This window comes from Niveispirillum sp. SYP-B3756 (assembly GCF_009495745.1).
Lineage (GTDB): Bacteria > Pseudomonadota > Alphaproteobacteria > Azospirillales > Azospirillaceae > Niveispirillum.
Window position 1 is genome coordinate 50,378 of the sequence record NZ_WIDQ01000007.1, and the last position, 24,990, is coordinate 75,367.

21 protein-coding genes and 1 riboswitch are annotated in these 24,990 nt (G+C 64.1%); of the genes, 7 read left to right on the forward strand and 14 right to left on the reverse strand.

Features of this window, described 5'->3' with window-relative positions:
* The first annotated feature begins 132 nt into the window (after window positions 1-132).
* Entirely contained in the window at window positions 133-1,086 is a 954-nt protein-coding gene (locus GE253_RS15300; protein WP_153205033.1) for a YCF48-related protein, read from the forward strand.
* Window positions 1,087-1,148: 62 nt separating this feature from the next.
* The gene (locus tag GE253_RS15305; RefSeq protein ID WP_153205034.1) at window positions 1,149-3,521 is read left to right on the forward strand and encodes an MMPL family transporter; all 2,373 of its coding nucleotides are present in this window, start codon (window positions 1,149-1,151) and stop codon (window positions 3,519-3,521) included.
* Between the two features lie 93 nt (window positions 3,522-3,614).
* Here GE253_RS15305 and GE253_RS15310 read toward each other — a convergent pair whose 3' ends face one another.
* The 4 genes from GE253_RS15310 to GE253_RS15325 all read right to left on the reverse strand — a co-directional run bounded on the left by GE253_RS15310 (window position 3,615) and on the right by GE253_RS15325 (window position 9,277).
* On the reverse strand, window positions 3,615-3,884 hold the full coding sequence (locus tag GE253_RS15310) for a hypothetical protein (protein WP_153205035.1): 270 nt from the start codon (window positions 3,882-3,884) through the stop codon (window positions 3,615-3,617).
* Between the two features lie 228 nt (window positions 3,885-4,112).
* Complete coding sequence (locus tag GE253_RS15315) at window positions 4,113-5,702, reverse strand: peptide ABC transporter substrate-binding protein (protein WP_247878683.1); 1,590 nt, start codon at window positions 5,700-5,702, stop codon at window positions 4,113-4,115.
* 242 nt (window positions 5,703-5,944) lie between these two features.
* The gene (locus GE253_RS15320; RefSeq protein WP_247878684.1) at window positions 5,945-8,062 is read right to left on the reverse strand and encodes a PBP1A family penicillin-binding protein; all 2,118 of its coding nucleotides are present in this window, start codon (window positions 8,060-8,062) and stop codon (window positions 5,945-5,947) included.
* Between the two features lie 141 nt (window positions 8,063-8,203).
* Window positions 8,204-9,277: a hypothetical protein gene (locus GE253_RS15325; protein ID WP_247878685.1), complete on the reverse strand. Its 1,074-nt coding sequence runs from the start codon at window positions 9,275-9,277 to the stop codon at window positions 8,204-8,206.
* 209 nt (window positions 9,278-9,486) lie between these two features.
* Here GE253_RS15325 and hemJ point away from each other — a divergent pair, with 209 nt between their 5' ends.
* The gene (hemJ, locus tag GE253_RS15330) at window positions 9,487-9,924 is read left to right on the forward strand and encodes a protoporphyrinogen oxidase HemJ (RefSeq protein WP_153205037.1); all 438 of its coding nucleotides are present in this window, start codon (window positions 9,487-9,489) and stop codon (window positions 9,922-9,924) included.
* Window positions 9,925-10,089: 165 nt separating this feature from the next.
* Here hemJ and GE253_RS15335 read toward each other — a convergent pair whose 3' ends face one another.
* Complete coding sequence (locus tag GE253_RS15335; protein ID WP_153205038.1) at window positions 10,090-11,184, reverse strand: potassium channel family protein; 1,095 nt, start codon at window positions 11,182-11,184, stop codon at window positions 10,090-10,092.
* A 254-nt stretch (window positions 11,185-11,438) separates the two neighbouring features.
* Entirely contained in the window at window positions 11,439-11,744 is a 306-nt protein-coding gene (locus tag GE253_RS15340) for an usg protein (protein WP_153205039.1), read from the reverse strand.
* Between the two features lie 270 nt (window positions 11,745-12,014).
* Between GE253_RS15340 and groES the strand changes: the two genes are divergently transcribed.
* From groES to GE253_RS15355, 3 genes are all read left to right on the forward strand, one after another.
* Complete coding sequence (gene groES, locus GE253_RS15345; RefSeq protein ID WP_153205040.1) at window positions 12,015-12,305, forward strand: co-chaperone GroES; 291 nt, start codon at window positions 12,015-12,017, stop codon at window positions 12,303-12,305.
* 51 nt (window positions 12,306-12,356) lie between these two features.
* Entirely contained in the window at window positions 12,357-14,009 is a 1,653-nt protein-coding gene (groL, locus tag GE253_RS15350; RefSeq protein WP_153205041.1) for a chaperonin GroEL, read from the forward strand.
* 345 nt (window positions 14,010-14,354) lie between these two features.
* A complete protein-coding gene (locus GE253_RS15355) occupies window positions 14,355-16,367 on the forward strand; it encodes a methyl-accepting chemotaxis protein (RefSeq protein WP_153205042.1) in 2,013 nt (670 codons plus the stop codon).
* 175 nt (window positions 16,368-16,542) lie between these two features.
* On the opposite strand, the gene GE253_RS15360 is transcribed toward GE253_RS15355, so the two are convergent.
* On the reverse strand, window positions 16,543-17,091 hold the full coding sequence (locus GE253_RS15360) for a hypothetical protein (RefSeq protein WP_153205043.1): 549 nt from the start codon (window positions 17,089-17,091) through the stop codon (window positions 16,543-16,545).
* Window positions 17,092-17,254: 163 nt separating this feature from the next.
* Here GE253_RS15360 and murI point away from each other — a divergent pair, with 163 nt between their 5' ends.
* Window positions 17,255-18,091 carry a glutamate racemase gene (gene murI / locus GE253_RS15365; RefSeq protein ID WP_153205044.1) on the forward strand — a complete coding sequence of 279 codons (837 nt, stop codon included), beginning with the start codon at window positions 17,255-17,257 and terminating at the stop codon, window positions 18,089-18,091.
* A 119-nt stretch (window positions 18,092-18,210) separates the two neighbouring features.
* Here murI and GE253_RS15370 read toward each other — a convergent pair whose 3' ends face one another.
* The 7 genes from GE253_RS15370 to GE253_RS15400 form a co-directional block, all read right to left on the reverse strand.
* Window positions 18,211-19,269 (reverse strand): COX15/CtaA family protein, encoded by a 1,059-nt coding sequence (locus GE253_RS15370; protein WP_153205045.1) that lies wholly within the window; start codon window positions 19,267-19,269, stop codon window positions 18,211-18,213.
* A 72-nt stretch (window positions 19,270-19,341) separates the two neighbouring features.
* A complete protein-coding gene (locus GE253_RS15375) occupies window positions 19,342-19,968 on the reverse strand; it encodes a thiamine phosphate synthase (protein ID WP_348770867.1) in 627 nt (208 codons plus the stop codon).
* Window positions 19,965-20,756 carry a thiazole synthase gene (locus tag GE253_RS15380; protein WP_153205046.1) on the reverse strand — a complete coding sequence of 264 codons (792 nt, stop codon included), beginning with the start codon at window positions 20,754-20,756 and terminating at the stop codon, window positions 19,965-19,967. The genes GE253_RS15375 and GE253_RS15380 overlap by 4 nt, the downstream gene beginning before the upstream one ends.
* Before the next feature lies 1 nt (window position 20,757).
* Window positions 20,758-20,958: a sulfur carrier protein ThiS gene (gene thiS, locus GE253_RS15385; protein ID WP_153205047.1), complete on the reverse strand. Its 201-nt coding sequence runs from the start codon at window positions 20,956-20,958 to the stop codon at window positions 20,758-20,760.
* Between the two features lie 15 nt (window positions 20,959-20,973).
* The gene (thiO, locus tag GE253_RS15390; protein ID WP_153205048.1) at window positions 20,974-22,131 is read right to left on the reverse strand and encodes a glycine oxidase ThiO; all 1,158 of its coding nucleotides are present in this window, start codon (window positions 22,129-22,131) and stop codon (window positions 20,974-20,976) included.
* Window positions 22,128-22,236, reverse strand: a riboswitch (TPP riboswitch). Its footprint overlaps the gene before it by 4 nt.
* A 158-nt stretch (window positions 22,237-22,394) precedes the next feature.
* Window positions 22,395-23,951: a methyl-accepting chemotaxis protein gene (locus GE253_RS15395; RefSeq protein ID WP_173012664.1), complete on the reverse strand. Its 1,557-nt coding sequence runs from the start codon at window positions 23,949-23,951 to the stop codon at window positions 22,395-22,397.
* Between the two features lie 323 nt (window positions 23,952-24,274).
* Entirely contained in the window at window positions 24,275-24,988 is a 714-nt protein-coding gene (locus GE253_RS15400; RefSeq protein WP_153205050.1) for a tRNA (guanine(46)-N(7))-methyltransferase TrmB, read from the reverse strand.
* Between the last annotated feature and the right edge of the window lie 2 nt (window positions 24,989-24,990).

Here is a 24,990-nt window from a genome sequence, read left to right on the forward strand (position 1 = left end):
CCCCCGGCCGGCTTTGGTGTCACTGGTGTCTGGAAATTATATTGGTTCGATATCAATCGGAACCGTTTACACTTCCGCTCTTGGCACCCCCGACCTCACCCGACCGTTCTTGCTGCTGCCGAACAGGAAATCATGAGGTTCCCCTCCTCCGTCGCCCTTGCCGCGCTGCTGCTGTTTCCCCTTGCCGGGCCGGCTGTCGCGGCGGAAACCCTGCCGACCGGGTTGAAGCCGGCTGTCATCGCTCCGCTCGCCGTGCATTCTTTGATGCTGGGGGCCACCCGCGCCGGTGAAAGGCTGGTCGCGGTGGGGGAGCGTGGCCACATCCTGCTGTCCGATGATCAAGGTGTGAACTGGCGGCAGGTGCCGGTGCCGGTGAATGCCGCTCTGACCGGGGTCAGCTTCATTGATGCCAAGCAGGGCTGGGCCGTGGGCCATGACGCGGTGATCCTGCACACCGACGATGGCGGGGAAAGCTGGACCTTACAGCAGGCAGACCCGGCGCTGGAACAGCCGCTGCTGGATGTGCTGTTCACCGATGCCCAGCATGGTATCGCCGTCGGTGCCTATGGACTTTACCTGGAAACCGCCGATGGCGGTAAAAGCTGGACCCCTCGCAAGATCAGTGAGGATGATTTCCATTTCAACGCCATCCTGGCACCGACGCCGGAAACAAGGCTGCTGGTGGGGGAGGCGGGGACGCTGTTCTTTTCGGCGGATGCCGGGGCTAACTGGAACCGGCTGGAAAGCCCCTATGATGGTTCCTTCTTCGATGCCCTGGCCCTGGGGCCGCAAAACTTCCTGATCTATGGGCTGCAGGGCAATATCTTTCGCACGGATGATGCCGGCGCCAGCTGGGTGAAGGTGGAGAGCGGCACCACGGCCGGCCTGATGGGCGGGGCGCTGCTGGCCGATGGCAGCATCATGCTGGTGGGGGCGCAAGGCGCGGTGCTGACCAGCCGCGATGGCGGCCGCAGCTTCGCCACCACAAAACGCGCCGACCGTGTGGCGCTCGCCGATATCGTCCAGGCCGCTGATGGCCGCGTCGTTCTTCTCGGGGAGGCGGGGCCGTTGCCGGCCGCCCCCTGATCCTGCGCGCGGCCCCCTTGCCGGGCCGCCCGAACCGATATTCCGTATGAAGGCCCGCACCCATGTCGCAGTCGCCCTCCTTCGCCTCCCGGCTTGAATATTGGACCTTCCGCCATCGCGGGCTGGTGCTGGTGATCTTCGCCCTGCTGACCCTGTTCATGGGCTGGCAGGGGGCGAAGCTGCGTGTCGATGCGGGGTTTGAGAAGACACTGCCGCTTGAACATCCCTACATGCAGACTTTTTCCAAGCATATGAAGGAGTTCGGTGGCGCCAACCGCGTGCTGGTGGCCCTGTCGGTGAAGGAAGGCGATATCTATACGCCGGAATTCATGACCCGGCTGAAACAGGTGACGGATGCCGTGTTCTTCGTGCCCGGTGTGGACCGGGCCAGCGTCACCAGCCTGTTCACCCCCAATGTCCGCTTTATCGAGATTGTGGAGGATGGCTTTGCCGGCGGCAATGTCATCCCGGCGGAGTTCCAGCCCAATGCCGAATGGCTGCCGATTGTCCGCGAGAATGTGCTGAAATCCGGCCAGGTCGGGCGACTGGTGGCAGAAGATTTCACCGCCGCCTTGGTCAGCGTGCAACTGGTGGAAACTGACCCGCGCACCGGTGAGAAGCTGGATTACATGGCGGTGGCCAAGCAGTTGGAGGATATTCGCACCAAGTATGAGGATGCGAATATCCAGGTCCATATCATCGGTTTCGCCAAGGCGATGGGCGATATTGCCGATGGGGCGAAAAGCGTGGTGATGTTCTTCGCCATCGCCTTCGTCATCACGGCCGTGCTGGTCTATGGTTATGGCAAAAGCTGGATGATGACCTTTGCCATGCTGGGCATTTCGCTCTGCACGGTAATCTGGCAGTTCGGCCTGCTGGTGATCCTGGGCTATGGCATTGATCCGCTGTCCATTCTGGTGCCGTTCCTGGTGTTTGCCATTGCCATTTCGCACGGCGTGCAGAATGTCGGCACCATCACGCAGGAAATCGGCAAGGGGGCGGATGCCGCCACGGCGGCCCGCATCAGCTTTGAACGGTTGCTGATCCCCGGTGCTTCGGCGCTGGTGACCGATGCGCTGGCCTTTGTCACCATCGCCATCATCCAGATCCGCATGATCCAGGAACTGGCGATTTCCGCCTCTGTGGGCATGTTGATCATCATCATCACCCATCTCTGGGTCTTGCCGGTGGTGCTGTCCTTCCTGCCGCTGGGCGACAAGTACCGCGCCCGCGTCTCTGGTCAGGTGGGCCGGTTCGACAAGGTGTGGGGTTGGTTTTCCGTGTTCGCCCGGCCCAAGGGCGCCATTGTCATGGTGGTGATCGGGCTGGTGGTGCTGGGTGTGTCTTGGCGGGCGCAGGAAAACATGATCATCGGCGATACGGAGGCCGGTGTGCCGGAACTCTGGCCCGACAGTCGCTATAACCGCGATGCCCAGCTGATTGTCGACCGCTTCGCCATCGGTGTGGACATCATCCAGATCATTGCCGAGACCAAGGCGGATGGCTGTATCGACTATAATGTCATCAAGCAGGTGGATGATTTCACCTGGGCTATGACCAATGTGCCGGGTGTGCAATCCACCATGTCCATGGCCACGGCCATGAAGACGGTGAATGCCGGCTGGAATGAAGGCAATCTGAACTGGCGGGTGTTGCCCCGCAACAGTCAGGTGCTGGTGCGCACGGTGACGCCGATTGAAACGTCCACCGGGCTGCTGAACTCCAACTGTTCTGTCATGCCGGTGATGGTGTTCACCAAGGATCACAAGGCGGCCACCATCCAGGGCATTGTTGATGCGGTGGTGGCCTATAACAAGGCCAACCCGTCCGACAGCGTGCAGTTCAAGCTGGCCACCGGCAATGTCGGCGTGATGGCTGCGACGAATGAGGCGGTGATGTCGGCGGAAAAGCCGATGCTGCTGCTGGTTTACGCCACGGTGGTGCTGTTCTGCGTCATCACCTTCCGGTCGCTGGTGGGCTCGCTGGCGACGGTGCTGCCGTTGATCGTGGTGTCGATCCTGTGCAATGCCATGATGACCTGGCTGGGCATCGGGCTGAAGATTTCCACCCTGCCGGCGGCGGCGCTGGGCGTGGGGATCGGCGTGGATTACGGCCTTTATATCTTCAACCGGCTGCAAAGCTATCTGAAGCATGGCCTGAGCTTTGCCGATGCCTATTACCGCACCTTACAGGAAACCGGCAGTTCGGTGCTGTTCACTGGTCTGACGCTGGCGGTGGGCACGGCCACCTGGACCTTCTCCGACCTGAAGTTCCAGGCCGATATGGGCGTGTTGCTGACCTTCATCTTCCTGGCCAACATGATCGGGGCGGTGGTGCTGCTGCCCGCCGTGGCGGCCCTGCTCTACCGCCTGTTCCCGAAACTGTTCGAAGCGGAGGTGCGCCGCGCCTCCAAACGCACCTTCGCCGTGCATTGAACCCAACTGGCCGTGATCTGAACCTGCGGTCCTGATCACGGCCACTCTCAAGGGCCAGGGCGGCAGTCGCTGCATTGCCATCGGTTCAAAATTTTAACCGATGGTATTGTTGCCCAGGCGGGCGAACCAGGCGCCGGCCTCCAGCAGGTTGGTCACCAGATCGGGATCGTCGGTCGCCAGCGCCTTGGCGTAGCAGGCCAGGGCGGCGCGCGCATACATCTCCTCTTCCGCGCTCAGCGACGGCATACCGGCCACTGCGGTCGCAGGGGGGGGATTTTCCGGGGGCACCAGGGCCAGCCGGCGGGGCGCTGGACGCACCTCTGGGCTGGTGCTTGGGGGCTGCTGCAAACGACGCGGACTCATGACCAATCCTGGTTGTAAAAAGACCAGTGAATTGGCAGCGACATTCACGCCCGTACGGTAAACAAGCCCTTAATGGTAAACGCCCTTGTCACATGGCTGGGTCGCGGGAAGGGCGGGTGTTGGGCCTGGGAAATTCGCGTCACCTTGAATTTTTTATTTTCGTTTCGTTTTGAGGGTAAAAATACTTCATTTGGAATAAAAGTCAGCAATCCCTTTATCCGTTGCAGATCAGCCCTTCGGTACCACCGACAGATAGCGGGACAGGTGCAGGTCGCGGATATTGTCCTCCCAGCCCCGCACATGGGCCGCCACCAGATGGCTGGTGACATAGGTGTAAAGCGGGATGATGGGGGCATCGGCCAGCAGCTGGGTTTCAGCCTGTTCCATCAGGGCGCGGCGGCGCATCGGGTCGCCTTGCGCTGCCGCCTCAATCAGCAGCCGGTCGTAATCGGCATTGGCATAGGCGGCATGGTTCTGGCCGGCGGCCCCGGATTGCAGGATGGACAGGAAGCTGAACGCGTCATTGTAATCGCCAATCCAGCCGCCGCGCGCCAGGTCGCTAAATTGCCCCTGCGCCCGGTTGGCCAGCAGCACCCGCCATTCCTGATTGACCAGCCGTCCCCGCACGCCCAGTACCTGCCGCCACATCGCTTCCATGGCGATGGCGATGCGGCGGTGCAGTTCATTGTTGTTGAACAGGATTTCCACTTCCAGCGGCTTGCCGCCGGGACCATAGCCGGCCTTGCGGATCAGGCTGCGGGCCAGTTCTTCCCTTTTTGCCTGCGACCAACCGGCCCAAGCGGGGGCCGGCGGCTGGTAATTATCCGTGCCGGGTGGGGTCAGCGTATAGGCCGGTGCCTCCCCGGCGCGGGTGATCTTCTCCACAATCACCTGTCGGTCAATGGCCAGGGACAGGGCCAGACGCAGCTCGGGACTGGATTTCCACGGCTCCCGCCGCAGATTGAAATAATAGAAATAGGTGGAAAGGAAGGGGGCGGTGCGCAGCGCGCCGGGCAGATTCTCCCGTATCCAGCCCAGCTGTGCCGATGGCACATCATAGGTGACATCCAGCTCCCCGGCGCGGAAACGCTTCAGCTCGGTTTCCTGATTCTCCGTCGGGTAGAAATAGACAGCATCCAGGCTGACAGTGGCCGCATCGTGGAAACGCGGGTTGCGCACCAGCTTCACATGGTCCTGCGGCACCGCCGCCGCCAGCGTGAAGGCCCCGTTGGAGAGCAGCCGACCCGGTTGGGTGAAGCCATCCCCGTAGCGTGCGACATTGGCGCGGCTGAGCGGGGCGGTGGCGGGATATTGCAGCGCGGCCAGGAAATAGCCGGTGGGCGCCGCCAGCTCCACCTCAAACGTCAGGCTGTCCACCGCGCGCACGGCCAGCGCCTCGGGCGGCAGGCGCCCTTCCGCCACCGCCCGGCCATTCTTCACGGGCCAGAGATAGAAGGCATAAGGCGACGCGGTGGCGGGGTCCAGCAGGCGGCGCCAGGCAAAGACGAAATCATCCGCCGTCACCCGGCTGCCATCGGACCAGCGCCCCTCTGGCCGAAGATGGAAGCGGTAGGTCCGCAGATCATCGCTGATGGTCCAGTGTTCCGCCGCACCGGGGATCAGGGCGCCCCTGGCATCCACCGTCAGCAGCGGTTCGAGCAGGTCGCGCTGAATCCAGCCGTCCGACTCGCCGGTGGATTTATGCGGGTCCAGCGATTGCGGTTCCGACCCGTTGCCCCGATGCAGCACCCCACCCGCCCAGGCCGGGCTGCCGAGCCAGAACAGTGCCACTACCAGACAGAGCCACCGGCCAATCATCCGCATTTCCACCCGACTGACGATTAATGAACCCTATCACAGTCGGCAATTCCGCAGGGCGGTGCAATCGGTAAGCGCTGGACGCAGCACGGATTCTTATACCAAATCCCGGTGAGTAGAACTCACCGGGATTTGGTACGGCGGCGACCGCCGCCGCGCGGCCCGTGCCGCGTAACCCAAGCCAACAGCGTTGGCGCCGGCGCTTGAGGCCGGTGATCGGGTATGATCACCGGAACAGGGTATTACTGCTTACCGGTCAGGCGGCGCAGCAGATTGCCGATCGGGTCGCTGCTGGCGGGTTCCGGCTCCGGCGGTGGCGGTTCGCCCAGCGGTTCGGAATGTACCTCCGGGATGCCGGCATCCGCCGTGGTCTCCATGCCATCGCCCGGATGCTGGGCCAGCAGGGCGCCGATGGGATCATCTGTCGGCACCCGGTTCAGACCGGGCAGGCCGCGCGCCGGCAGGCCCTGATGTGCCTCCGCCATGATGGAATGCCACAGTTTGGCCGGCAGGCCGCCGCCGGTGACCTTCTTCATCGGCTTGCCATCATCATTGCCCAGCCAGACACCCCCCACCAAATCGGCCGTATAGCCGATGAACCAGGCGTCCTTGTAATCCTGGGTGGTACCGGTCTTGCCCACGGTGGGGCGGTCCAGCCGGGCGGCCTTGCCGGTGCCGCGTTCAACGGGGCCGGATAGCAGGCGGTTCATCGCCTCCACATGGGGGGCGGCCACGGCATAGCCGGCGCTGGAGCCCTGGCGCCGGTACAGCACATTGCCGGATGTGTCGCGGATTTCGGTGATGGCATAGGGGATCACACCCTGGCCTTCATTGGCCAGCGTGGCATAGGCACCGGTTAGTTCCAGCAGGGTGGTTTCCGACGTCCCCAGCGCCAGTGACAGGTCACGGCGCATGGTGGTGGTCAGGCCCAGCCGTTTGGCGGCATTGCGCACATTATCCACGCCCACCGCCTCCATCAGCCGGATGGTGGCGGTGTTGAGCGAATTGGCCAGCGCCGTGCTCAGCGTCACCTCGCCGCGGAACTTGCCGTCATAATTGCCGGGATGCCATTTGCCCTTGGTATAGGGCGCATCCAGAATGGTGCTGTTCTCGCTCCACCCCGCCTCCAGGGCCGCCAGATAGACGATGGGCTTGAAGGAGGAACCGGGTTGGCGCAGCGCCTGGGTGGCGCGGTTGAACTCGCTCTTGTCATAGCCGCGACCGCCGACCATGGCGTGCACAGCCCCGTCGGGCGCCATGATCACGGCGGCCGCCTGGCCGACATTGGCCTCTGCCCCCGGCCCGGCCAGCATGGCCGCCACCTGGGCATCGGCGATGCGCTGCAGATTGCCGTCAAACGTGGTGCGCACCACCAGATCGCCATGATCGGCCCCGACGAAACCGGCTACCTGATCGGCCACCCAGCTGGCCAGATAGCGCCCGTCGCCATCCGGCACCTCGTCCCGCTTCTCATCCGGCGGGGGGGCCATGGCGGCCTGCAACTGTGCCTCGGTGATATAGCCCTCTTCCTCCATGGCCCGCAGCACCACCCCCATGCGCCTTGTGGCCCGGTCGGGATTGGCGGTGGGGGCATAGCGTGAGGGCGCCTTCAGCAGCCCGACAATGATGGCCGATTCCCGCAGGTTCAGGTCACGCGCCGATTTGTTGAAATAGGTGCGGGCCGCCGCATCAATGCCAAAGGTACCGGCCCCCAGATAGACCCGGTTCAGATAGGCGGTGAGGATCTGTTCTTTGCTATATTCATGTTCCAGCCGGATGGCCAGCAACGCCTCCTGCGCCTTGCGGCGCAGGGTCTGGTCGGGGGTCAGGAACAGGTTCTTGGCCAGCTGCTGGGTCAGGGTGGACCCGCCCTGCACCGTGCGCCCGGCCTGGTGGTTGGCATAGAAGGCGCGGGCAATGCCCAGCGGATCGACGCCGAAATGGCTCCAGTAGCGCCGATCCTCCGTCGCCACCAGCGCATCAATCAGATGGCGCGGCAATTGGGAGACATCCAGCGTTTCGCCGCGCAGATCGCCAAACCGGTGGAACGGCGTACCATCGGCCGCCAGCAGCGTCACCGCCGGGCGGCGGTCGGCCTGCGCCACCTGGGAAATATCGGGCAGATCATAGGCGAAATAGGCGATCAGGCCGGCCCCGGCCATGCCCACCCAGATGGCCAGCACGGCCAGCACCGTCAGGATACGCCGGCCCCAGCCGCCTTTTCCCCCCTTGCCGCCTCCCGCCCGCTGCCGGGGCGGGCGCGGTGGGGGCGGCGGACGGCGTTCCGGCGGCGGTGGGCGCACCGGGCGCGGTGGCTCCCCACTGGGGCGGAAACGGGGCGGGGCGGTCAGCTCACTCAACGGGGGCATCCGGCGGGAAAGGGTAAGACGGGCATCACCATAAAGGCCCCTGCCATCGCCTGGAAAGCGATGCCACGGCAACCCTGTCTTCCGGGTTATGCTGTATTGAGGTTGTGCCGGCCGATTAGGGCGAAAAGGCGGTCACTTCACCCCGGAAGCCGCCGATTCGATGGCCTGGATATGGTCCAGGCCGGGCAGGATTTCGGAACGGACGAACTCCACCCGTTTCTGCGGCCCGCCCCCGCCCTGGGGGAAGCGGGCCTTCCACAGCGCCATCTTCACCGCCAGCCCGCACAGCACGCCGCCAATGGTGACATGGTGGCTTTCAATCTGGTGGCGCACGGCGCGGAAGCTCTCCGCGCTGATATCGTTCCAGAAATCCTTGCTGCGGCGGTCGAACGCCTCAAACCGGCCGGTGATCGAGGTGGTTATGGAGGTCAGTTTCGTCTGCACATCGGCCAGCATCTTCATCACCAGCCGGTCGCGCGAAATAAGCTCGCTGCTTTTCGGCTCATTGGCCCATTTCATGAATTTCTGCACTTCCGGCACAATGCCGTCCAGGCAGGACCGGAAATAGGCCAGCGACAGGAAGACGTCGCCATAATCTTCCAGAAAATCCGGGATTTCGTTCAGCTTGACCTTCAGCTTTTCTGACAACAGGCGCAGATTGGTCAGCGCCTCTTCCTTATCAGGATTGGCCAGCATGGCCAGAATGTCGGCCACATCGCTGATCTGCCGGTCGTCGCCGCCATAGACCTGCTGCAGCAGCGGTCGGGTGAAATCCTTCATATAGCCGGTCAGTTCCGCGCGCTTGCTGTCGGAAAGCTGCAAGGCCTTGGCGTCATTGACGGCGATGCCCACCCGGCGCAGCTCCTTGCGCAGGGTATAGACATCAAAACTGTTGATCCGCATCAGCTTGTTGATCTGCGCCATATCGGCGCGCAGGGCCTTGGCATGGCTGGGGAACAGGCTGCCCAGATGGTCGGGGTTGATCTGGCCGCTGCCGGTCTGGCGGTCGTGGAACACCTCCACCACCGTTTCCAGCCGGGCATTCTTGATCAGCTTGGCCCGGCGCAGGCCCGGCGTTTCCAGCGGCAACATGCCCATGGGCAGGATATGCAGCGCGTCGCGGGCACTGTCATCGAACAGTGCCTCTTCCGCCGCGACGGCGGCGACTTCCTCACTGGCGGCTTGTTCGCTGGTGTCGGCCATCATGCGTTCCCTTGCGCCGCGCCGGCGCCGAAGGCGGTAACTATAAAGGCACACACCGGCATGACAACCTTTTCACATGAGCCCTGTTGAGACAGTTTGGCCTTGTGGGGGCTTTGCCCCCATGCGGCGCGATGTTATGTAGCCCTGGCGGATCAAAAAGGGCAAAGGTCCATCGGGATACAGGACCGGCCGGAACGGGAGCGGACAACGCCATGACTGATTATTATTTATGGATCAAGGCCCTTCACGTCATCAGCGTCATTGCCTGGATGGCAGCACAGCTCTATCTGCCACGCCTGTTCGTCTATCATTGCGAAGCGCCCGCCGGGTCGCCGCAATCGGAAACCTTCAAGGTGATGGAACGCCGCCTGCTGAAGGCGATCATGAACCCGGCCATGATCGCCACCTGGATTTTCGGCATCGGCATGATCGCCCTTAACCCCGACCTGCTGAAGGGCCAGGGCTGGCTTCATGCCAAGCTGACCCTGGTGCTGGTGCTGTCGGGCGTGCATGGTGTGCTGTCGAAATATGTTCGGGTGTTTGCCAAGGATGCCAACACCAAGCCGCAGAAATTCTTCCGTATCCTGAATGAAGTGCCGACCCTGCTGATGATCGGCATCGTCATTCTGGTGATCGTGCGCCCCTTCTGAGTTGTTATACTAATCTCCCTTGATCGTAACCGATCCAGGGAGATTTTGCGTTCCCTCAGGTGCCGGGCGGGCGCTTCCGCGCCCTTGGCTCACGCCGCACGTGCGGCGGGCCGGCGGTCGCCGGCCTCCAACCCGCCTAATGGTCAACCTTTAGGCGGGTTGGTATTACCCTAACAGCAGCCGGGTCACATCGGTCGCCGCCCTGGCCTGCCGGTCGTCCCCGACGATCAGGAACAGGGCGTCGGTCTTGATCTGTCGGCCCAGCGGATTGGAGAGCACCGCCCCGGTATCGGCACAGCGATAGCCGATGGGGGTGCCGATGCCGGCCCCGGCGATCCGGGTCAGCAGGTCCAGCCAGGGGCCGGACCAGGGGCGGGGCAGGTCGATGCGGCGGCATTCATCGCCTTCCGCCGTGAAAAGCTGTTCGATCAACGCTTCCGAGCCGGGGCTGACAATGGCGCGGGCGGCGGCTTCCGGATAGCCATGCATCACCCGCATCGGCTGGGCGGCCCCCAGCCGGATCAGCCGGTCACGGTCGCCGGCATCCACGCATTCGGCGATGATGGGGGCGGTGGCATTCACCTCCCGCAGGCGCAGCACCGTATCCAGCACGCGGGCCGTTGCCTCCCGGTCGGTTTCGGAGGTGGAAAAGACCAGCATCGTACGGGCCTTGTCCGGTGTGGCGCGGGCCAGGGCCTGCGGGTCAGAGGCGCAGCCGGTGACATGCACAATGGCCCGATCCCCCAGGCTGGATGGCAGCCGGCTGTCAGCGAAGGCGCGGGTCAGCAGCAGCACGGGCACGTTGGCCCAATCCTCATGCGCGCGCACCTGATCGACCAGCCGGCCGATATGCTGGGCAATATCGCCGGACGGTTCCCCGATCAGCAGCAGATGGTTGGACAAGTTCCACCCCCAGGCCCCACCGGCCTTGCGTTCCAGTTGATCCGCCCGCCATTCCACCAGAGCCGACACCAGGCTGGCCACCACGAAGATGCCGCCAACATAGAGAAAACCGACCGTGGCCAGCCGCCCGGCATCGGTTTTGGCCGACAGGTCGCCATAGCCGACGGTGACGATGGTGGTGGCCGTCAGCCACAGCGCGTCGCCCAGCCCCATGCCCTCCAGCCAGACCATGGCGGCGACATGGCCGGCGCAGACGGCAATGACCCAGCCCGTCAGCCAGAACAGCCGCCGCGTCATCGACGCTTCTCCCACGCGGGGGCGGGGGCTGCGCAGCCAGCGAAACAGAAGGGCGAGCATGGGCGGGGCATCCCGGATGCGAAAATGGCCACATTGGGATGCAATGATCAGGCGTGTTTGTCCAGTCGCCTGTGCAACCGTTGCCCCGCCCCTTACACTAGCAGCACGAAATCATGACCGATGGTCACGCTTTCGTGCCCCTCAATCGCCGGCGCCGGCATCCGTTGGCTTGGCTACGCCGCTACCAAGCGGCGCGGCGGCAGTCGCAGCATTACCATCGGTCAAAAATTCTGACCGATGGTATGATCCGCCACCTATTGCAGCGTCAGCAGCGCATCAATATGGCGCATCTTGCCCGGTGAGACGATATCCAACTGGGCCACGCGCACGGAATGCAGCTTGCCGTCCAGCTCCCGGCCCCAGAAATCCAGGAATCGCCGCAGCACTGGAAAGCGCGGGGCCAGATCCAGCTCCTGCCAGATATAGGTCTGCAGCAGGCCCGGATGGTCGGGCATGTGGTAGAGGATTTCCGCCGTGGTCAGGCGATAATCCCGCAATTGCCGGGACAGGGACGTGACATTCTGTCCGTGCTGGGACAGGGATGAAGCTGAAATGCCCATGGAACCTCCTTCCCCTTGCAAACCGGTGCCGCAACGCACCATGGGAAGCGTGGCACCATTTTGCGTATTTGTGAATATATCCTTTTATATCAAATGATTAGCAGCATCATCGCCAGAGTGCTGCCAAACTGTCATCCATCTGACCCCGAATTATGACAAGCGCGCTCTTGACAGACAGGGGGGCGATGAATAGGTCTTTGGCACTCACTGGGCGTGAGTGCTAACACAAGGCTCGCGCCTTACACTTTTGCCTATCTCAGGGAGAGATCCATGAAGTTCCGTCCGCTGCACGACCGCGTCGTGGTCAAGCGCGTCGAATCCGAGCAGAAGACTGCCGGCGGCATCATCATCCCCGACACCGCCAAGGAAAAGCCCCAGGAGGGCGAGGTGGTTGCGGTTGGTTCCGGTGCCCGTGACGAATCCGGCAAGCTGATCGCCCTGGACGTGAAGGCTGGCGATCGCGTTCTGTTCGGCAAGTGGTCCGGTACGGAAGTGAAGATCGACGGTGTCGAATACCTGATCATGAAGGAAAGCGACATCATGGGCGTGCTGAACGCCTGAGTCGGTTCACTGAACCCTATCTGATCCCTATTCATTCGAAGGACGAAAACAATGGCTGCCAAGGAAGTTAAGTTCGGCTCCGACGCCCGCGCCAAGATGCTGCGCGGCGTGGACATTCTGGCCGACGCCGTGAAGGTGACCCTGGGTCCGAAGGGCCGCAACGTCGTGATCGAGAAGAGCTTCGGCGCTCCCCGCATCACCAAGGACGGTGTCTCGGTCGCCAAGGAAATCGAACTGTCTGACAAGTTCGAGAACATGGGCGCCCAGATGGTGAAGGAAGTGGCGCAGAAGACGGCCGATCTGGCCGGCGACGGCACCACCACCGCCACCGTGCTGGCCCAGGCCATCGTCCGTGAAGGCGCCAAGGCCATCGCCGCCGGCATGAACCCGATGGATGTGAAGCGCGGCGTTGATCTGGCTGTTGCCGCCGTCGTGGCTGACATCCAGGCCCGTAGCCGCAAGGTCACGACCAACGACGAGATCGCCCAGGTCGGCACCATCTCCGCCAATGGCGAAGCCTTCATCGGTGCGAAGATCGCCGAAGCCATGGCCCGCGTCGGCAACGAAGGCGTGATCACGGTCGAAGAATCCAAGAGCCTGGAGACCGAGCTGGATGTCGTCGAAGGCATGCAGTTCGACCGCGGCTACCTGTCGCCCTACTTCGTGACCAACGCCGACAAGATGGTTGCGGACCTGGAAAACCCCTACATCCTGCTGTTCGAAAAGAAGCTGTCGGGCCTGCAGGCCATGCTGCCGGTGCTGGAAGCCGTCGTGCAGTCCTCCCGTCCGCTGGTCATCGTGGCCGAGGATGTGGAAGGCGAGGCTCTGGCCACGCTGGTGGTCAACAAGCTGCGTGGCGGCCTGAAGATCGCCGCCGTGAAGGCCCCGGGCTTCGGTGATCGTCGTAAGGCGATGCTGGAAGACATGGCCATCCTGACCGGCGGCCAGGTCATCAGCGAAGATCTGGGCATCAAGCTGGAAAACGTGACCCTGGACATGCTGGGTCGCGCCAAGAAGGTCACGATCTCCAAGGACAACACCACCATCGTTGATGGTGAAGGCGCCAAGGCTGACATCGAGGCCCGCATCGCCCAGATCAAGGCCCAGATCGAAGAAACCACCAGCGACTATGACCGTGAGAAGCTGCAGGAACGTCTGGCCAAGCTGGCCGGCGGCGTTGCGGTTCTGCGCGTCGGTGGTGCGACCGAGGTTGAGGTGAAGGAGCGCAAGGATCGCGTTGATGACGCGATGCACGCCACCCGCGCCGCGGTTGAGGAAGGCATTGTCGCCGGCGGCGGCGTGGCCCTGCTGTACGCCACCAAGGCCCTGAGCGCGCTGACGGCCGCCGATGCGGACCAGAAGTTCGGCATCGACATCGTCCGCAAGGCCCTGCAGGCCCCGGTGCGTCAGATCGCCCAGAACGCCGGCTTCGACGGTTCCGTGATCGTTGGCAAGCTGCTGGAGCAGGCTGACACCAACCACGGCTTCAACGCCCAGACCGGCGAATATGGCGACATGTTCAAGTTCGGCGTCATCGACCCGACCAAGGTTGTGCGCGCTGCCCTGCAGGACGCCGCTTCCATTGCCGGCCTGCTGATCACCACCGAGGCGATGATCGGCGAGAAGCCGCAGCCGCCGGCCGCTGGTGGTGGTGCACCGGGCGGTATGGGTGGCATGGGCGGTATGGGCGGCATGGACTTCTAAGTCCAACGCCGTTCAGCCGAACAGGCTTGAGTGCGAAGACCCCCGGCGGAGAAATCCGCCGGGGGTTTTTGTTTGGCTACCCCGCTGGGGTGGGAACAGAGTGCTGATATTGTGGGATATTTCTCTTCGCTGAACGAAATGCTTTGTTGCTTTTTAAGAAACAAAATCGCCAGCAGGGGGTGCCACGAAAAGTTAATGCTTGTGCAATATTGCTACACCTATCCTCCTTCTTAAGGATAAGGTTGCCCGGAAAGGGAGAAATACATCACCAGTATGATCTAGGTCAAATTCAGGTGCCGCAACTTTACTTAAGTTCCCGCCGCATTTTATGCCGGGGGCTGGATCATGGCGGAACAGGAATGGCTGGTGGCGGCCGAGGATGTGCTGGTGTCGCGGACGGACCTGCAAGGGCGCATCCAGTTCGCCAATGAGGCCTTCGTCAAGGCATCCGGCTTCACGCAGGCGGAACTAATCGGTCGGCCGCATAATATTGTTCGCCATCCCGATATGCCCAAACCCGCCTTCGCCGACCTATGGGCCACCATCAAGGCTGGTCGGCCGTGGGAAGGGCTGGTGAAGAACCGGCGCAAGGATGGCCGCTTCTATTGGGTGCGGGCCAATGTGACCCCGGTGGTGGAGGGGGGAGCGGTCACCGGCTTCCTCTCCGTGCGCACCCGGCCGGAACGGGCCGATGTGGCGGCGGCTGAACAGCTTTATGCTGCCATGCGCCGGGGTGATGCCTTGCCGGTACGGCTGCAAAATGGCGAATTGCGGCCGACCCGGCTGGCCGGGCGGCTGGGGTTGCTCTGGCGCAGCATCGGCAGTCGGCTGCACGGCGCCTTTCTGGGCATGTTCCTGGCGATGGCGGGGTTGGGCGGGATTGGTCTGGCCGGCTTGTCCCAATTGCGGGGAGACCTGACCGGGCCCCAGCCCGATGTGATGGTCGCCCTGGCGCGGATTGAGGGGCTGGAGGGGGATTTCATTGCCCTGGGCGTGGTGGCTTTCCTCTTTTTCCTGCTGGCCGGCTGGCTGCTGCGCCTGTCCATCCGGGCACCGCTGGCGCGGCTTTGCCGGCATCTGGAAGCCATCACCCGTGATCCGCGTAGCCACACGATTGAGCCGGCGGCCATCCTGGAATTTGCCGCGGTCACCGATCGGCTGCGGGTGCTGCGCGCCCGGCTGGCCTGCACGGCGGAGGAGGCGGCGGAATGTGAGCGCCGTGTGGCCGCTGAACGCCAGCGTGCCGTGCAAATGATGGCGGCCACGGTGGAACAGGAAAGTGCACGGGCGGTGGCCGATGTGGTGGCCCGCACCCATGCCATGACCGATGATGCGGGCACCCTGGCCAGCCGGGCCGGCCGGGTGGGCCAAGCGTCCGGCGGGGTGGCGGCGGCGGCGGAACAGGCGCTGGCCAATGCCCAGGCCGTCGCCGCTGCGACCGAGGAATTGTCGGCCACCATCCATGACATTGCCGCCCAGATTGCCCATGCCAGCGACAGCACGGGTGCTGCTGTGGCCCAAGGCCATCATGCTGCCCAGGTGATTGAAGCCCTGCGCCAGCAGGTGGACGGCATCGGGGAGATGGCGGCCCTGATCGCCCAGATCGCCAACCAGACCAACCTGCTGGCGCTCAATGCCAGTATCGAGGCGGCGCGGGCCGGTGACGCCGGCAAGGGCTTTGCCGTGGTGGCGGGGGAGGTGAAGCATCTGGCCACCCTGACAGCGCAATCAACCGACGCTATCACCACCCGCATTCAGGATATCCGCAACGCCACTGGCGATGCCGTGCAGGCGGTGGAGGGGATCGGCGGCCGCGTCGCGGAAATCGACGCCATCGCCGGTGGTATTGCCGGCGCTATGCAGCAACAGGCCGCCGCCACGCGGGAAATCAGCCGCAATGTGCAGGAAACCACCGCCGCCGCGCGAGAGGTGGCGGAACTGATCGGTGGCGTGGCGCGGGAGGCGGCGGAAAGCGGCGATCAGGCCCAGATGGTCGCCGGCAATGCCGCTGCCGTGGCCGGTGCCATTGAGGAATTGCACAAAGTGCTGGTGCGGGTGGTGCGCACGGCCACGCCGGATGCCGACCGGCGCGGGGCTAGGCGCTACAATGTTGATATTCCGTGTGAAACAAAGCTGGAAGGGGCGGCGGCCCAGCCGGCCCGGCTGGTGGATCTGTCGGCCGGCGGGGCCAGCCTGTCGGGGCTGGTGCTGGAGCCGGAGGCGCGCGGGCAGGTGATCCTGCCCCGGATCGGCCAACCGCTGGGCTTCCGGGTGCGCGGCAAATCCGCCACCCGGGCCCATATCATCTTCGACCAGCCGCTGCCGGAACCGGTTTTGACGGCCCTGGCAGCGGAATAGGGGATTACTTAGTGTCTGTCCGGAAAGTTATCGCATCTTTCGAACCCTTGACCTCTCCCCACCGTCATTCCCGCGAAGGCGGGAATCCATACGACAGCACGGATTTTGGATTCCCGCCTTCGCGGGAATGACGGTTAAGCGATTGGAAAAGAAGTGAAAGCTCTTGGACGGACTCTTACGGCTTGGCCGCCGGTGCCGTGCCGTTATTGCGGGCCTTGAAGGCGCGCAGTTGCACATTGAACCGCTCGGCGAACAACTGCATGGCGGAGATGGTCAGGTCATGCTGGGCTGTCAGCGACAGATATTCATGCACGGTCAGACGGCTGTAATTGGCCTGCACCAGCGCGTCCAGGCAGCGGTTGAATTCCTCCGACTCGCTGACATAGGCCTTCACGCGCAATTGCGCCTGCCGGATTTCCTCCTCATTGGCCTTGGTGCCATCCGGCACATCGCCCGGCAGCTTGGGGCGGGTGCAGCCTTCCGGGGCCTTGTGCTGGGCGGCCTTGGCCTGGGCTTCCGTCTGCTTCACGATATCGCCCATGGTGGGCAGGTTCGTGGCGGCGGGCAGGGGGGCGGCGGCCTTGGGTGCCGGCTGGGATGCCTGCCGCACAATGTCCCCCATGGTGGGGCCGACCGGCTCACTCTTGTCGGGGGCGGCATAGGCGGTGCCGGCGCTGAACAACAGGGCGGCGGCGACAAGGGTACGGGACGACAGCACGGACATGGTGCGGAAATATCTCCAGCGCGGGGTATGCCTAACAAGCGCGCAGGGAATTACGCACAGGCAGGGGCCGCTTGGCAAGGGGCTGCCCTGTCGCAATGGCCCTTCCATCGCCATGATCCCATGTTACACCCAGGAAATTCGGTAGTCTGGGTGGACCTGTTTCATGATCGGTGTGTTTGATTCCGGCCATGGTGGGCTGACGGTGCTGCGTGCCTTGCATGATGCCATGCCGACGCATGATTTCCTGTATCTCGGCGATCATCATTTCGCCCCTTATGGCGACCGCACCCCGGAAGAGATTTATCAACTGACGCTGGACAGCGTGTCCCGGCTGTTCGACCAGGGGGCACGGCTGGTGGTGCTGGCCTGTAACACCGCCTCGGCCGTGGCCCTGCGCCGCCTGCAACAGACCTGGCTGGACGGGGCCTATCCCGGCCGGCGGGTGCTGGGCGTGCTGGTGCCGATGGTGGAGGCCATTACCGGCGTGCCCTGGATGGCCGATCTGGCTGCCGATCGCCCCGCCGGGCCGCCGCGCACCATCGGCATTTTCGCCACCAGCCGCACGGTGGACAGTGGCGCCTATCCGCGCGAAGTCAGCCACCGTGCTCCGGAAGTGCGCGTGGTGCAGCAGGCCTGCCCGGAACTGGTACGGCTGATCGAAGGCGATGCTCCGCCCGCCCAGGTACGCGACGCCATCCACCGCTATACCGATGGCTTGCTGGGCCAGTTGGGCGGCGGCGCCCCCCAGGCGGTGATGCTGGGCTGCACCCATTACCCGCTGGTGGCCGATGCCTTTATCACAGCATTGCCGCAGGGGGTGGAGGTGCTGTCACAACCGGACCTGACGGCGCGCAGTCTGGCCGCCTATCTGCAACGCCACCCGGAATTTGACCGGCCCGGCAGCGGGCAGGTGCAGTTCCTGACCACGGGGGAGGCCGGCCGCATAACCCTGCTGGCCACCCGTTTCTTCGGCAAACCGGCGCGGTTTGAGCGGGTGTAGGGAAACACACCAAGGGTCATGTCCTATGACCCTTGGTGGCCAGCGACCGCTGGCCCGCGGGCACGTGCCCGCGTAAGCCCAAGTTGCCGGAGGCAGCGCCCGGCACTTGAGGGAACGGATTAAATCCCCGGCCGGCGCAGCGTATGCAGTGACCAGACCAGCAGGCCGATCACCACCATGGCCCCGCCCTGGTGGGCGGACCCCAACGCCACCGGCACGGCCAGCAGCAGGGTGGTGATGCCCAGCCCCACCTGGGCCAGCACGCCTGCCGCCAGCCCCAGCGCCACCTGCTTGGCACGGGCGGCCAGGTCGCGGCGCTGGCCGATGCGCCAGACATAGCTCAGCACCGTCAGCGCCGTCACAATGGCCAGCCAGCGGTGGGTGAATTGCACAGCGGCGGTATTTTCCAGGAAATTCAGCCAGGCGGGGGAGAGGTTCCAGACCTCTGGCGGCATGAAATCGCCATTCATCGTTGGCCAGGTATTGTACGCGAAGCCGGCATCCAGCCCGGCGACAAAGGCCCCCCAGACCACGGTGATCCCCACCAGCGCCAGGGCCGCCCGCCCATGCCAGACCAGCGGGGACAGTTCCGGCCGCGGCCCCGCCCCCGGATGGCGCAGGTTGAGTGCGGTACGGATCAACAGGGCATAGAGGATCAGCGCCATGGAAAGATGCATGGCCAGCCGGTAATGCGACACATCGGTGCGTTCCGACAGGCCTGATTGCACCATGAACCAGCCGATGAAACCCTGCAGCCCGCCCAGCAGGAACAGCCCCACCAGCCGGGGCAGCATGGGGCGGGAGATCATGCCTTTCACGGCGAACCAGACCAGGGGCAGGGCGAACACCACGCCGATCAGCCGGCCCCACAGCCGGTGGAACCATTCCCAGAAGAAGATGTGCTTGAATTCCTCCAGGCTCATCCCCCGGTTCAGCACCTGATATTCGGGGATTTGCTTGTATTTCTCGAATTCTGCCAGCCATTGCGCCTCTGACAGAGGCGGGATGGCGCCGCTGATCGGCTTCCATTCGGTGATGGAAAGCCCGCTTTCGGTCAGCCTTGTGATGGCGCCGATAATGGCCATGGCGAAGACCATGGCCGCACAGAGCAACAGCCAGTTCGCCACCCGGTGGGCGGCGGCGGGGGAGGAGACGGCGGGAAAGCGGCTGGTCGTCAAGGTCAGGCCTGTCGCTGGGAAAACGGCTTTGTAGCAAGCCGATATGGACCCATCGCGCGCGATCGTCAAACCCTATGCCAGCGGCATTTTATCGTCGATACCCCGCCAGATGGTGGCCAACCCCGCCATCTGCGTCGGTTGGCGCATCGGCCCGCCCATCAGGGCGACCCCGGCGGCCCCGGCTTTCCGACAAACAGCCAGATTGTCCGGCCCCACCCCGCCCAGGGCCAGCACCGGCAAAGGCGCGTCCGCCAGCGCCGCCGGCCCCAGGGCGGGGCCATAGCCGGGCTTCGACGCGCTGGGGAAAATCGGGCTGAGCGTGGCGTAATCCGCCCCGGCCGCTGCCGCCGCTTTCAGTTCCGCCGGATGATGGCAGGAAATCCCGATCAAGGCTTGCGGCCCCAGGGCGGCGCGGGCGGTCGCCACATCGCCGGCCGCCGGCAGATGCAGGCCCCGGCATTGCCGGGCGAGATCGACATTGCCATGCACCATCAGCACGCCCCCCACGGCACAGAGCAGCGGGCGGAGCTGGTCCAGCAGCGCCTGCTGGTCGGCCAGCGGCAAATCCTTTTCCCGCAGCGATACCCAGCGGCAGCCGTTGGCCAACGCCGTTCGCACCGTCGCCACCAGATCGTCGGTCTGGTGGCGGTCGGTGATCAACAGCAGGGGTGGGCAGGGCAGGGGCCGGCGCTGGCTCACCCGCCGATCAACCCCAGTTCGGGGCTGGAGGCTTCGGCCCGGTGACGCTTGGGGATGCGACCGGCCAGCCGGGCCAGCCGCCCGCCGTCTACACCGGCCCGCATGGCGGCGGCCATGCGCACCGGATCGGTGCTTTTGGAGACGGCGGTGTTCAACAGCACGGCGTCACAGCCCAGTTCCATGGCCAGGGCGGCATCGCTGGCAGTGCCGATGCCGGCATCCAGCACCACCGGCACGGCACTGGTGCGGCAGATATGTTCGATATTATAGGGGTTCAGAATGCCCAGCCCCGTGCCGATGGGGGCCCCCAGCGGCATCACCGCCGCACAGCCCAGATCGGCCAAGCGTTGGCAGACCACCGGATCGTCGGTGCAATAGGGCAGCACGGTGAAACCGTCGCGCACCAGCTCATCGGCGGCGCGCAGCAACTGTTCCACGTCGGGGTAGAGCGTTTCGCGGTCGCCGATCAGTTCCAGCTTGATCCAGTTGGTATCCATGGCTTCACGCGCCAATTGCGCCGTCAGCACGGCATCCTTCACCGTGGCACAGCCGGCCGTGTTGGGCAGCAGCCAGACCTTGCCTGCCACCAGATCCAGCACCCCCTCGCCATAGCCGGTCAGATCGGCCCGGCGCACGGAAACGGTGAGGATTTCCGCCCCCGATGCCGCCAGGCTGTCCAGGAACACCTGCTGGTTGGGATAGCCGGCACTGCCCAAAAACAGGCGCGACGTGAAGCTTTTGCCGCCGATCTTCAGCGGATCGGCGGAAAGAAGGGGATTATGATTCATGTCAGCCGCCCTGCAGAACTTTGACGATTTCAACCTTGTCGCCGGGGGACAGTACCGTGTCGGCCCAGCGGGCGCGCGGCAGCACCGTACCGTTCAGCGCCACGGCGATGCCGCGCGCCTGCGGGTCGATCCCGTCCGCCGCCATGATGGATGTCAGCGCATAATCCCCCGGCTGGCGATCCTTGCCATTCACATTGATCATAATGGATCCCTTTGCTCAGGCGGCCACGACACCCAGGCGGGCAAAGCGCCCCGCACCGAAGCCGGCGATCTTTTCGTCCACCCGGCCGGTCAATACAAGATCGGCAATGGTATGGGCGGTGATGGGGGCCAGCAGAATGCCGTTGCGGTGATGGCCGGTGGCCAGCGCCAGCCCCTCCACCCCCTCGGCCCAGCCCAGGATGGGTGCATCATCGCGGCAACCGGGGCGCAGGCCGTTCCACATTTCCCGGATGGGCAGTTCCTCAATCCCCGGCAAGGTACGCCACGCGGCTTCCAGCAGGGCCAGCACGCCGCCCGCCGTCATCTGGTCGTCAAAGCCCTTTTCCTCCGTCGTGGCACCGACGATCAGCGTGCCATCGGCGCGCGGCACCAGATAGCATTTGGGGCCCCAGACGACATGGTTCAACAGCGGGGCGGCCGGGTCCATGGCGATGGACAGCATCTGCCCCTTCACCGGGCGCACCGGTGGCGGCACGGGCAGGCCGGGCAGCAGGCGCGACCAGGCCCCTGCCGCCAGCACCACCTTGTCCGCGGCCTGCACCCGGTCGCCCAGTTGCACGCCGGTGACGCGGCCGGCGCTGATCTCCAGCCCCGTCACCGGCGTGCCTTCATGCAGGCGGCCACCGGCCTTGGCCAGGGCCACGCGCAGGGCGGCGGTGGCCAGACGGTTATCCACCTGCCCATCGCGGGGGGAATAGACGGCGGCGGCCGTGCGCGGGTTCAGGAATGGCTCCCGCTCCTTGGCCTGGGCACCGGTCAGCCAGTGGATATCCAGCCCCAGCCCGCGCTGGAATTCGTAATTGCTGCGCAGCGTTTCCACATCATCGCGGGTCAGCGCCACCACCATGGTGCCTTCGCGGCGCAGGCCGACGGGCAGGCCGCTGGCCGCTTCCAGTTCGGCGGCGAAGTCGGGCCACATTTCCCGGCTGGCCAGGCAGAGCGGCAGCAGCGGCTGTTCACCCGGCTCTGCCTCCACGGCGGCGGCCAGCATCCCGGCGGCGGCGCGGCTGGCCCGTTGGCCGGCAGCGGCGTCGCGTTCAAAAATATCCACCGACGCGCCGGCCAGCGCCAGCCGCCAGCCAATGGCCAGCCCGATGATGCCGCCGCCGATGAGGACGACACGCGGTTGCGATGAAGACATGGCTATGGACATGGGTAAGGCATCCTCCCTTCGCCGGCATGACCCGGATCAGGTTCGATGGGTATGATCTCAGCCGCGCCGATGCATCCACCGGCCACGGCACCCCAGATTGACGATAAGAAGAGTCATGGGCCTGTCACAGACCGAAAGCAAGGCCCGGACATGGCCGTCACCCATGCTTGGCACAAATGGAAAACCCCGCCCGATGGCTCGGGCGGGGTTGCGAATGGCTGAAAGTCGGGGGGAGGGAGGATCTCCGCTTCCCCCCGGCGGCATTAAGCCGCGATCAGGGTTTTGACGAACTTGTCCACTTCCACATTCAGCACTTCGGACTGGCGTGTCACATCCGACGCCGTGCCATGCACCGAACTGGCGGCCCCACCGGTATTGGCGGCGGCCTCACTGACGCCCTGCACTGCGTTGCAGACGGCCTGGGTGCCATTGGCCACATCCTGCACCCGGCGGGCGATCTCGTTGGTGCTGGCCTGCTGTTCCTCAATCGCCGCGGCCAGGGCCGTGGTGATCTCCCCGATCTTGTCGATCGTGTAGGCGATGCGGTTGATGGCACCGACGGCGGCCCCGGTTTCCCGCTGGATGTTGGCGACCTGGGCGGCGATATCTTCCGTCGCCTTGCCAGTCTGGGTCGCCAGGGTCTTCACCTCGCTGGCGACCACGGCGAAGCCCTTGCCGGCCTCCCCGGCGCGCGCTGCTTCGATCGTGGCGTTCAGTGCCAGCAGGTTGGTCTGGGCGGCGATGCCCTGGATCAGCGTCACCACCTCCTCGATCCGGGTGGCGGCACCCTGCAGCCCATCCATGGTGCGGGTGGTTTCGGTGGCGTCCTCCACGGCGGCGCGGGTGACATTGTTCACCTCCACCACCTGCCGGGCAATCTCGGAGATGGACGCGTTGATCTCTTCCGTGGCGGCCGCCACGCTCTGCACGCTGCCAGCCGATTCGTTGGACGCCTGGGCGACTTCCGATGCCTGGCCGGCGGCGGCCTGGGCGGCGGCGGTCAGGCCCTGGGCGCTGTCACGCATATCCTGGGCGGAACTGGCGAGGGCGGCGGAAACCTGGCCCAGCTTGGCCGCGAAGTCGTTGGTCATACGTTCCAACTGCTGGCGGCGCTTTTCCTTGGCGATCTGTTCTGCCTGCTGTTCGGCGGCCATGCGGCGGCCATCCAGAAGACCAGCCTTGAACACGTCCAGTGCATTGGCAATACGACCAATTTCATCCTTACGACCGGTTTCGGGCACTAAGGCATCATAATCGCCACCCGCCAGCGTCTGCACCGTATCGGTGACGCGGGTCAGCGGCTTGGTCACTTGGCGAGAAACCATCCAGGTCGCAAAGCTGACAGAGGTGAAAATGCCGATGGCAGCGATGATCAGCATCAGATTGCGTTCGGTGGCGGCAAAGGCGTCCAACTCGTCAATGGTGCTGTCCACATAGGCCACCTGCTGCTGCGACAGCTTGATCATTACATCGTTGAAGGCCTTGCGGTTGGCGCGGTTGGCATCATTGTCACCAATGACGCGGGCGGCGTCGGCACCATCCTTGCGACCGGCTTCCATCATGTCAGTACGGAAGCGAATAAATTCCCGTCCCCGCGCGATGGCGTCCCGCATCTCCTTTTCCACCGCCGGGTCAATCACGGCTTCATAGCCGGTCAGGCGTTTATCCAGCGTCGTCAGGCTGGCGGTCATGGTCTTGGCAAATTTTTCGAACTCAGCGGTGTCACGGGCCATATAGATCCCGCGACTATCCATCACCACGGCATTGATCAGGCCATTGATCTGTTCAGAGAGAACGGCGCGCTTACTCGCCGCGCCCATCCGCTCCACCTCCTTTTGGTAAACAGACAGCGCTTGTAATCCCAACACAACCATGGTCACCGCAACCAGGGCCAGAAAGGCAACCGCCAAGTTGACCTTGAGCGCTATTCGCATATCGCGGAAATTCAACATGGCTTCTTCTCCTGACAACTTTTGGATAGGTCGAGGCGCTACATTTGCGCCCACTCCTTATGTTGTCAGAATGCCAAGATTCCCAATTTTGAACAGATATGCAGAGGGTTATGATTGCGGTCGCTGCAACCTTCTCCGCAATTGGTTGATTTTGTTACCGTATTATTGGCCTGTCATCTTGGAAACCGATGTCATTGCCTGGACCGGCGGCGGAAGCGCAGGAAAACCGGGCGACAACCGGTCAACATTTTCTGCTCGTATCGTGTGGCCGGCCAATCATCTGGGCGTGTGCGCCAATGGGTCGGGCCTTCCGCCATCCACTCGAAATCCGGATGGCGCCAAGTATGTTCCAGCATCCACCGGGCCAGTTGCATATCGTCAGACGCCATACGCAGTTCCGCCCCATCCTTCAGCACGCGGGCGAGGCGCGGCAGGTTGTCCGGCCCGATGAAACGGCGGAACGCGTGGCGCGCCTTGGGCCAGGGATCGGGGAACAGCACGAAGGCGCGACCAACCGACGCATCGGGCAGGGCATCCAGAATGGGGCGGGCATCATCGGGCACCACGCGGATATTCCGCTGCCCGCCCGTTTCGATATGTTTCAAAAGCGAGGAGACGCCGTTGATGAACGGCTCGCAGCCGATAAAGCCGATATCGGGGTTGCGCTCCGCGTGCCAGGCCAGATGTTCGCCGCCACCAAACCCGACCTCAAACCACAGGTCGCGCATCGGCTGATCGAACAAGGCGCAGACATCCAGCTTGGTGCCATCCTTGGGCGCTTCCAGCTTTAACGCAGGCAACAAAGTGTCCAGTACCTCAAGGCGACCCTTGCGCAGGGGCCGGCCATGGCGACGGCCGTAAAGAACCTTGCGGTGGGGGATGTCGTCGGGGTTCTGCGTGGACATGG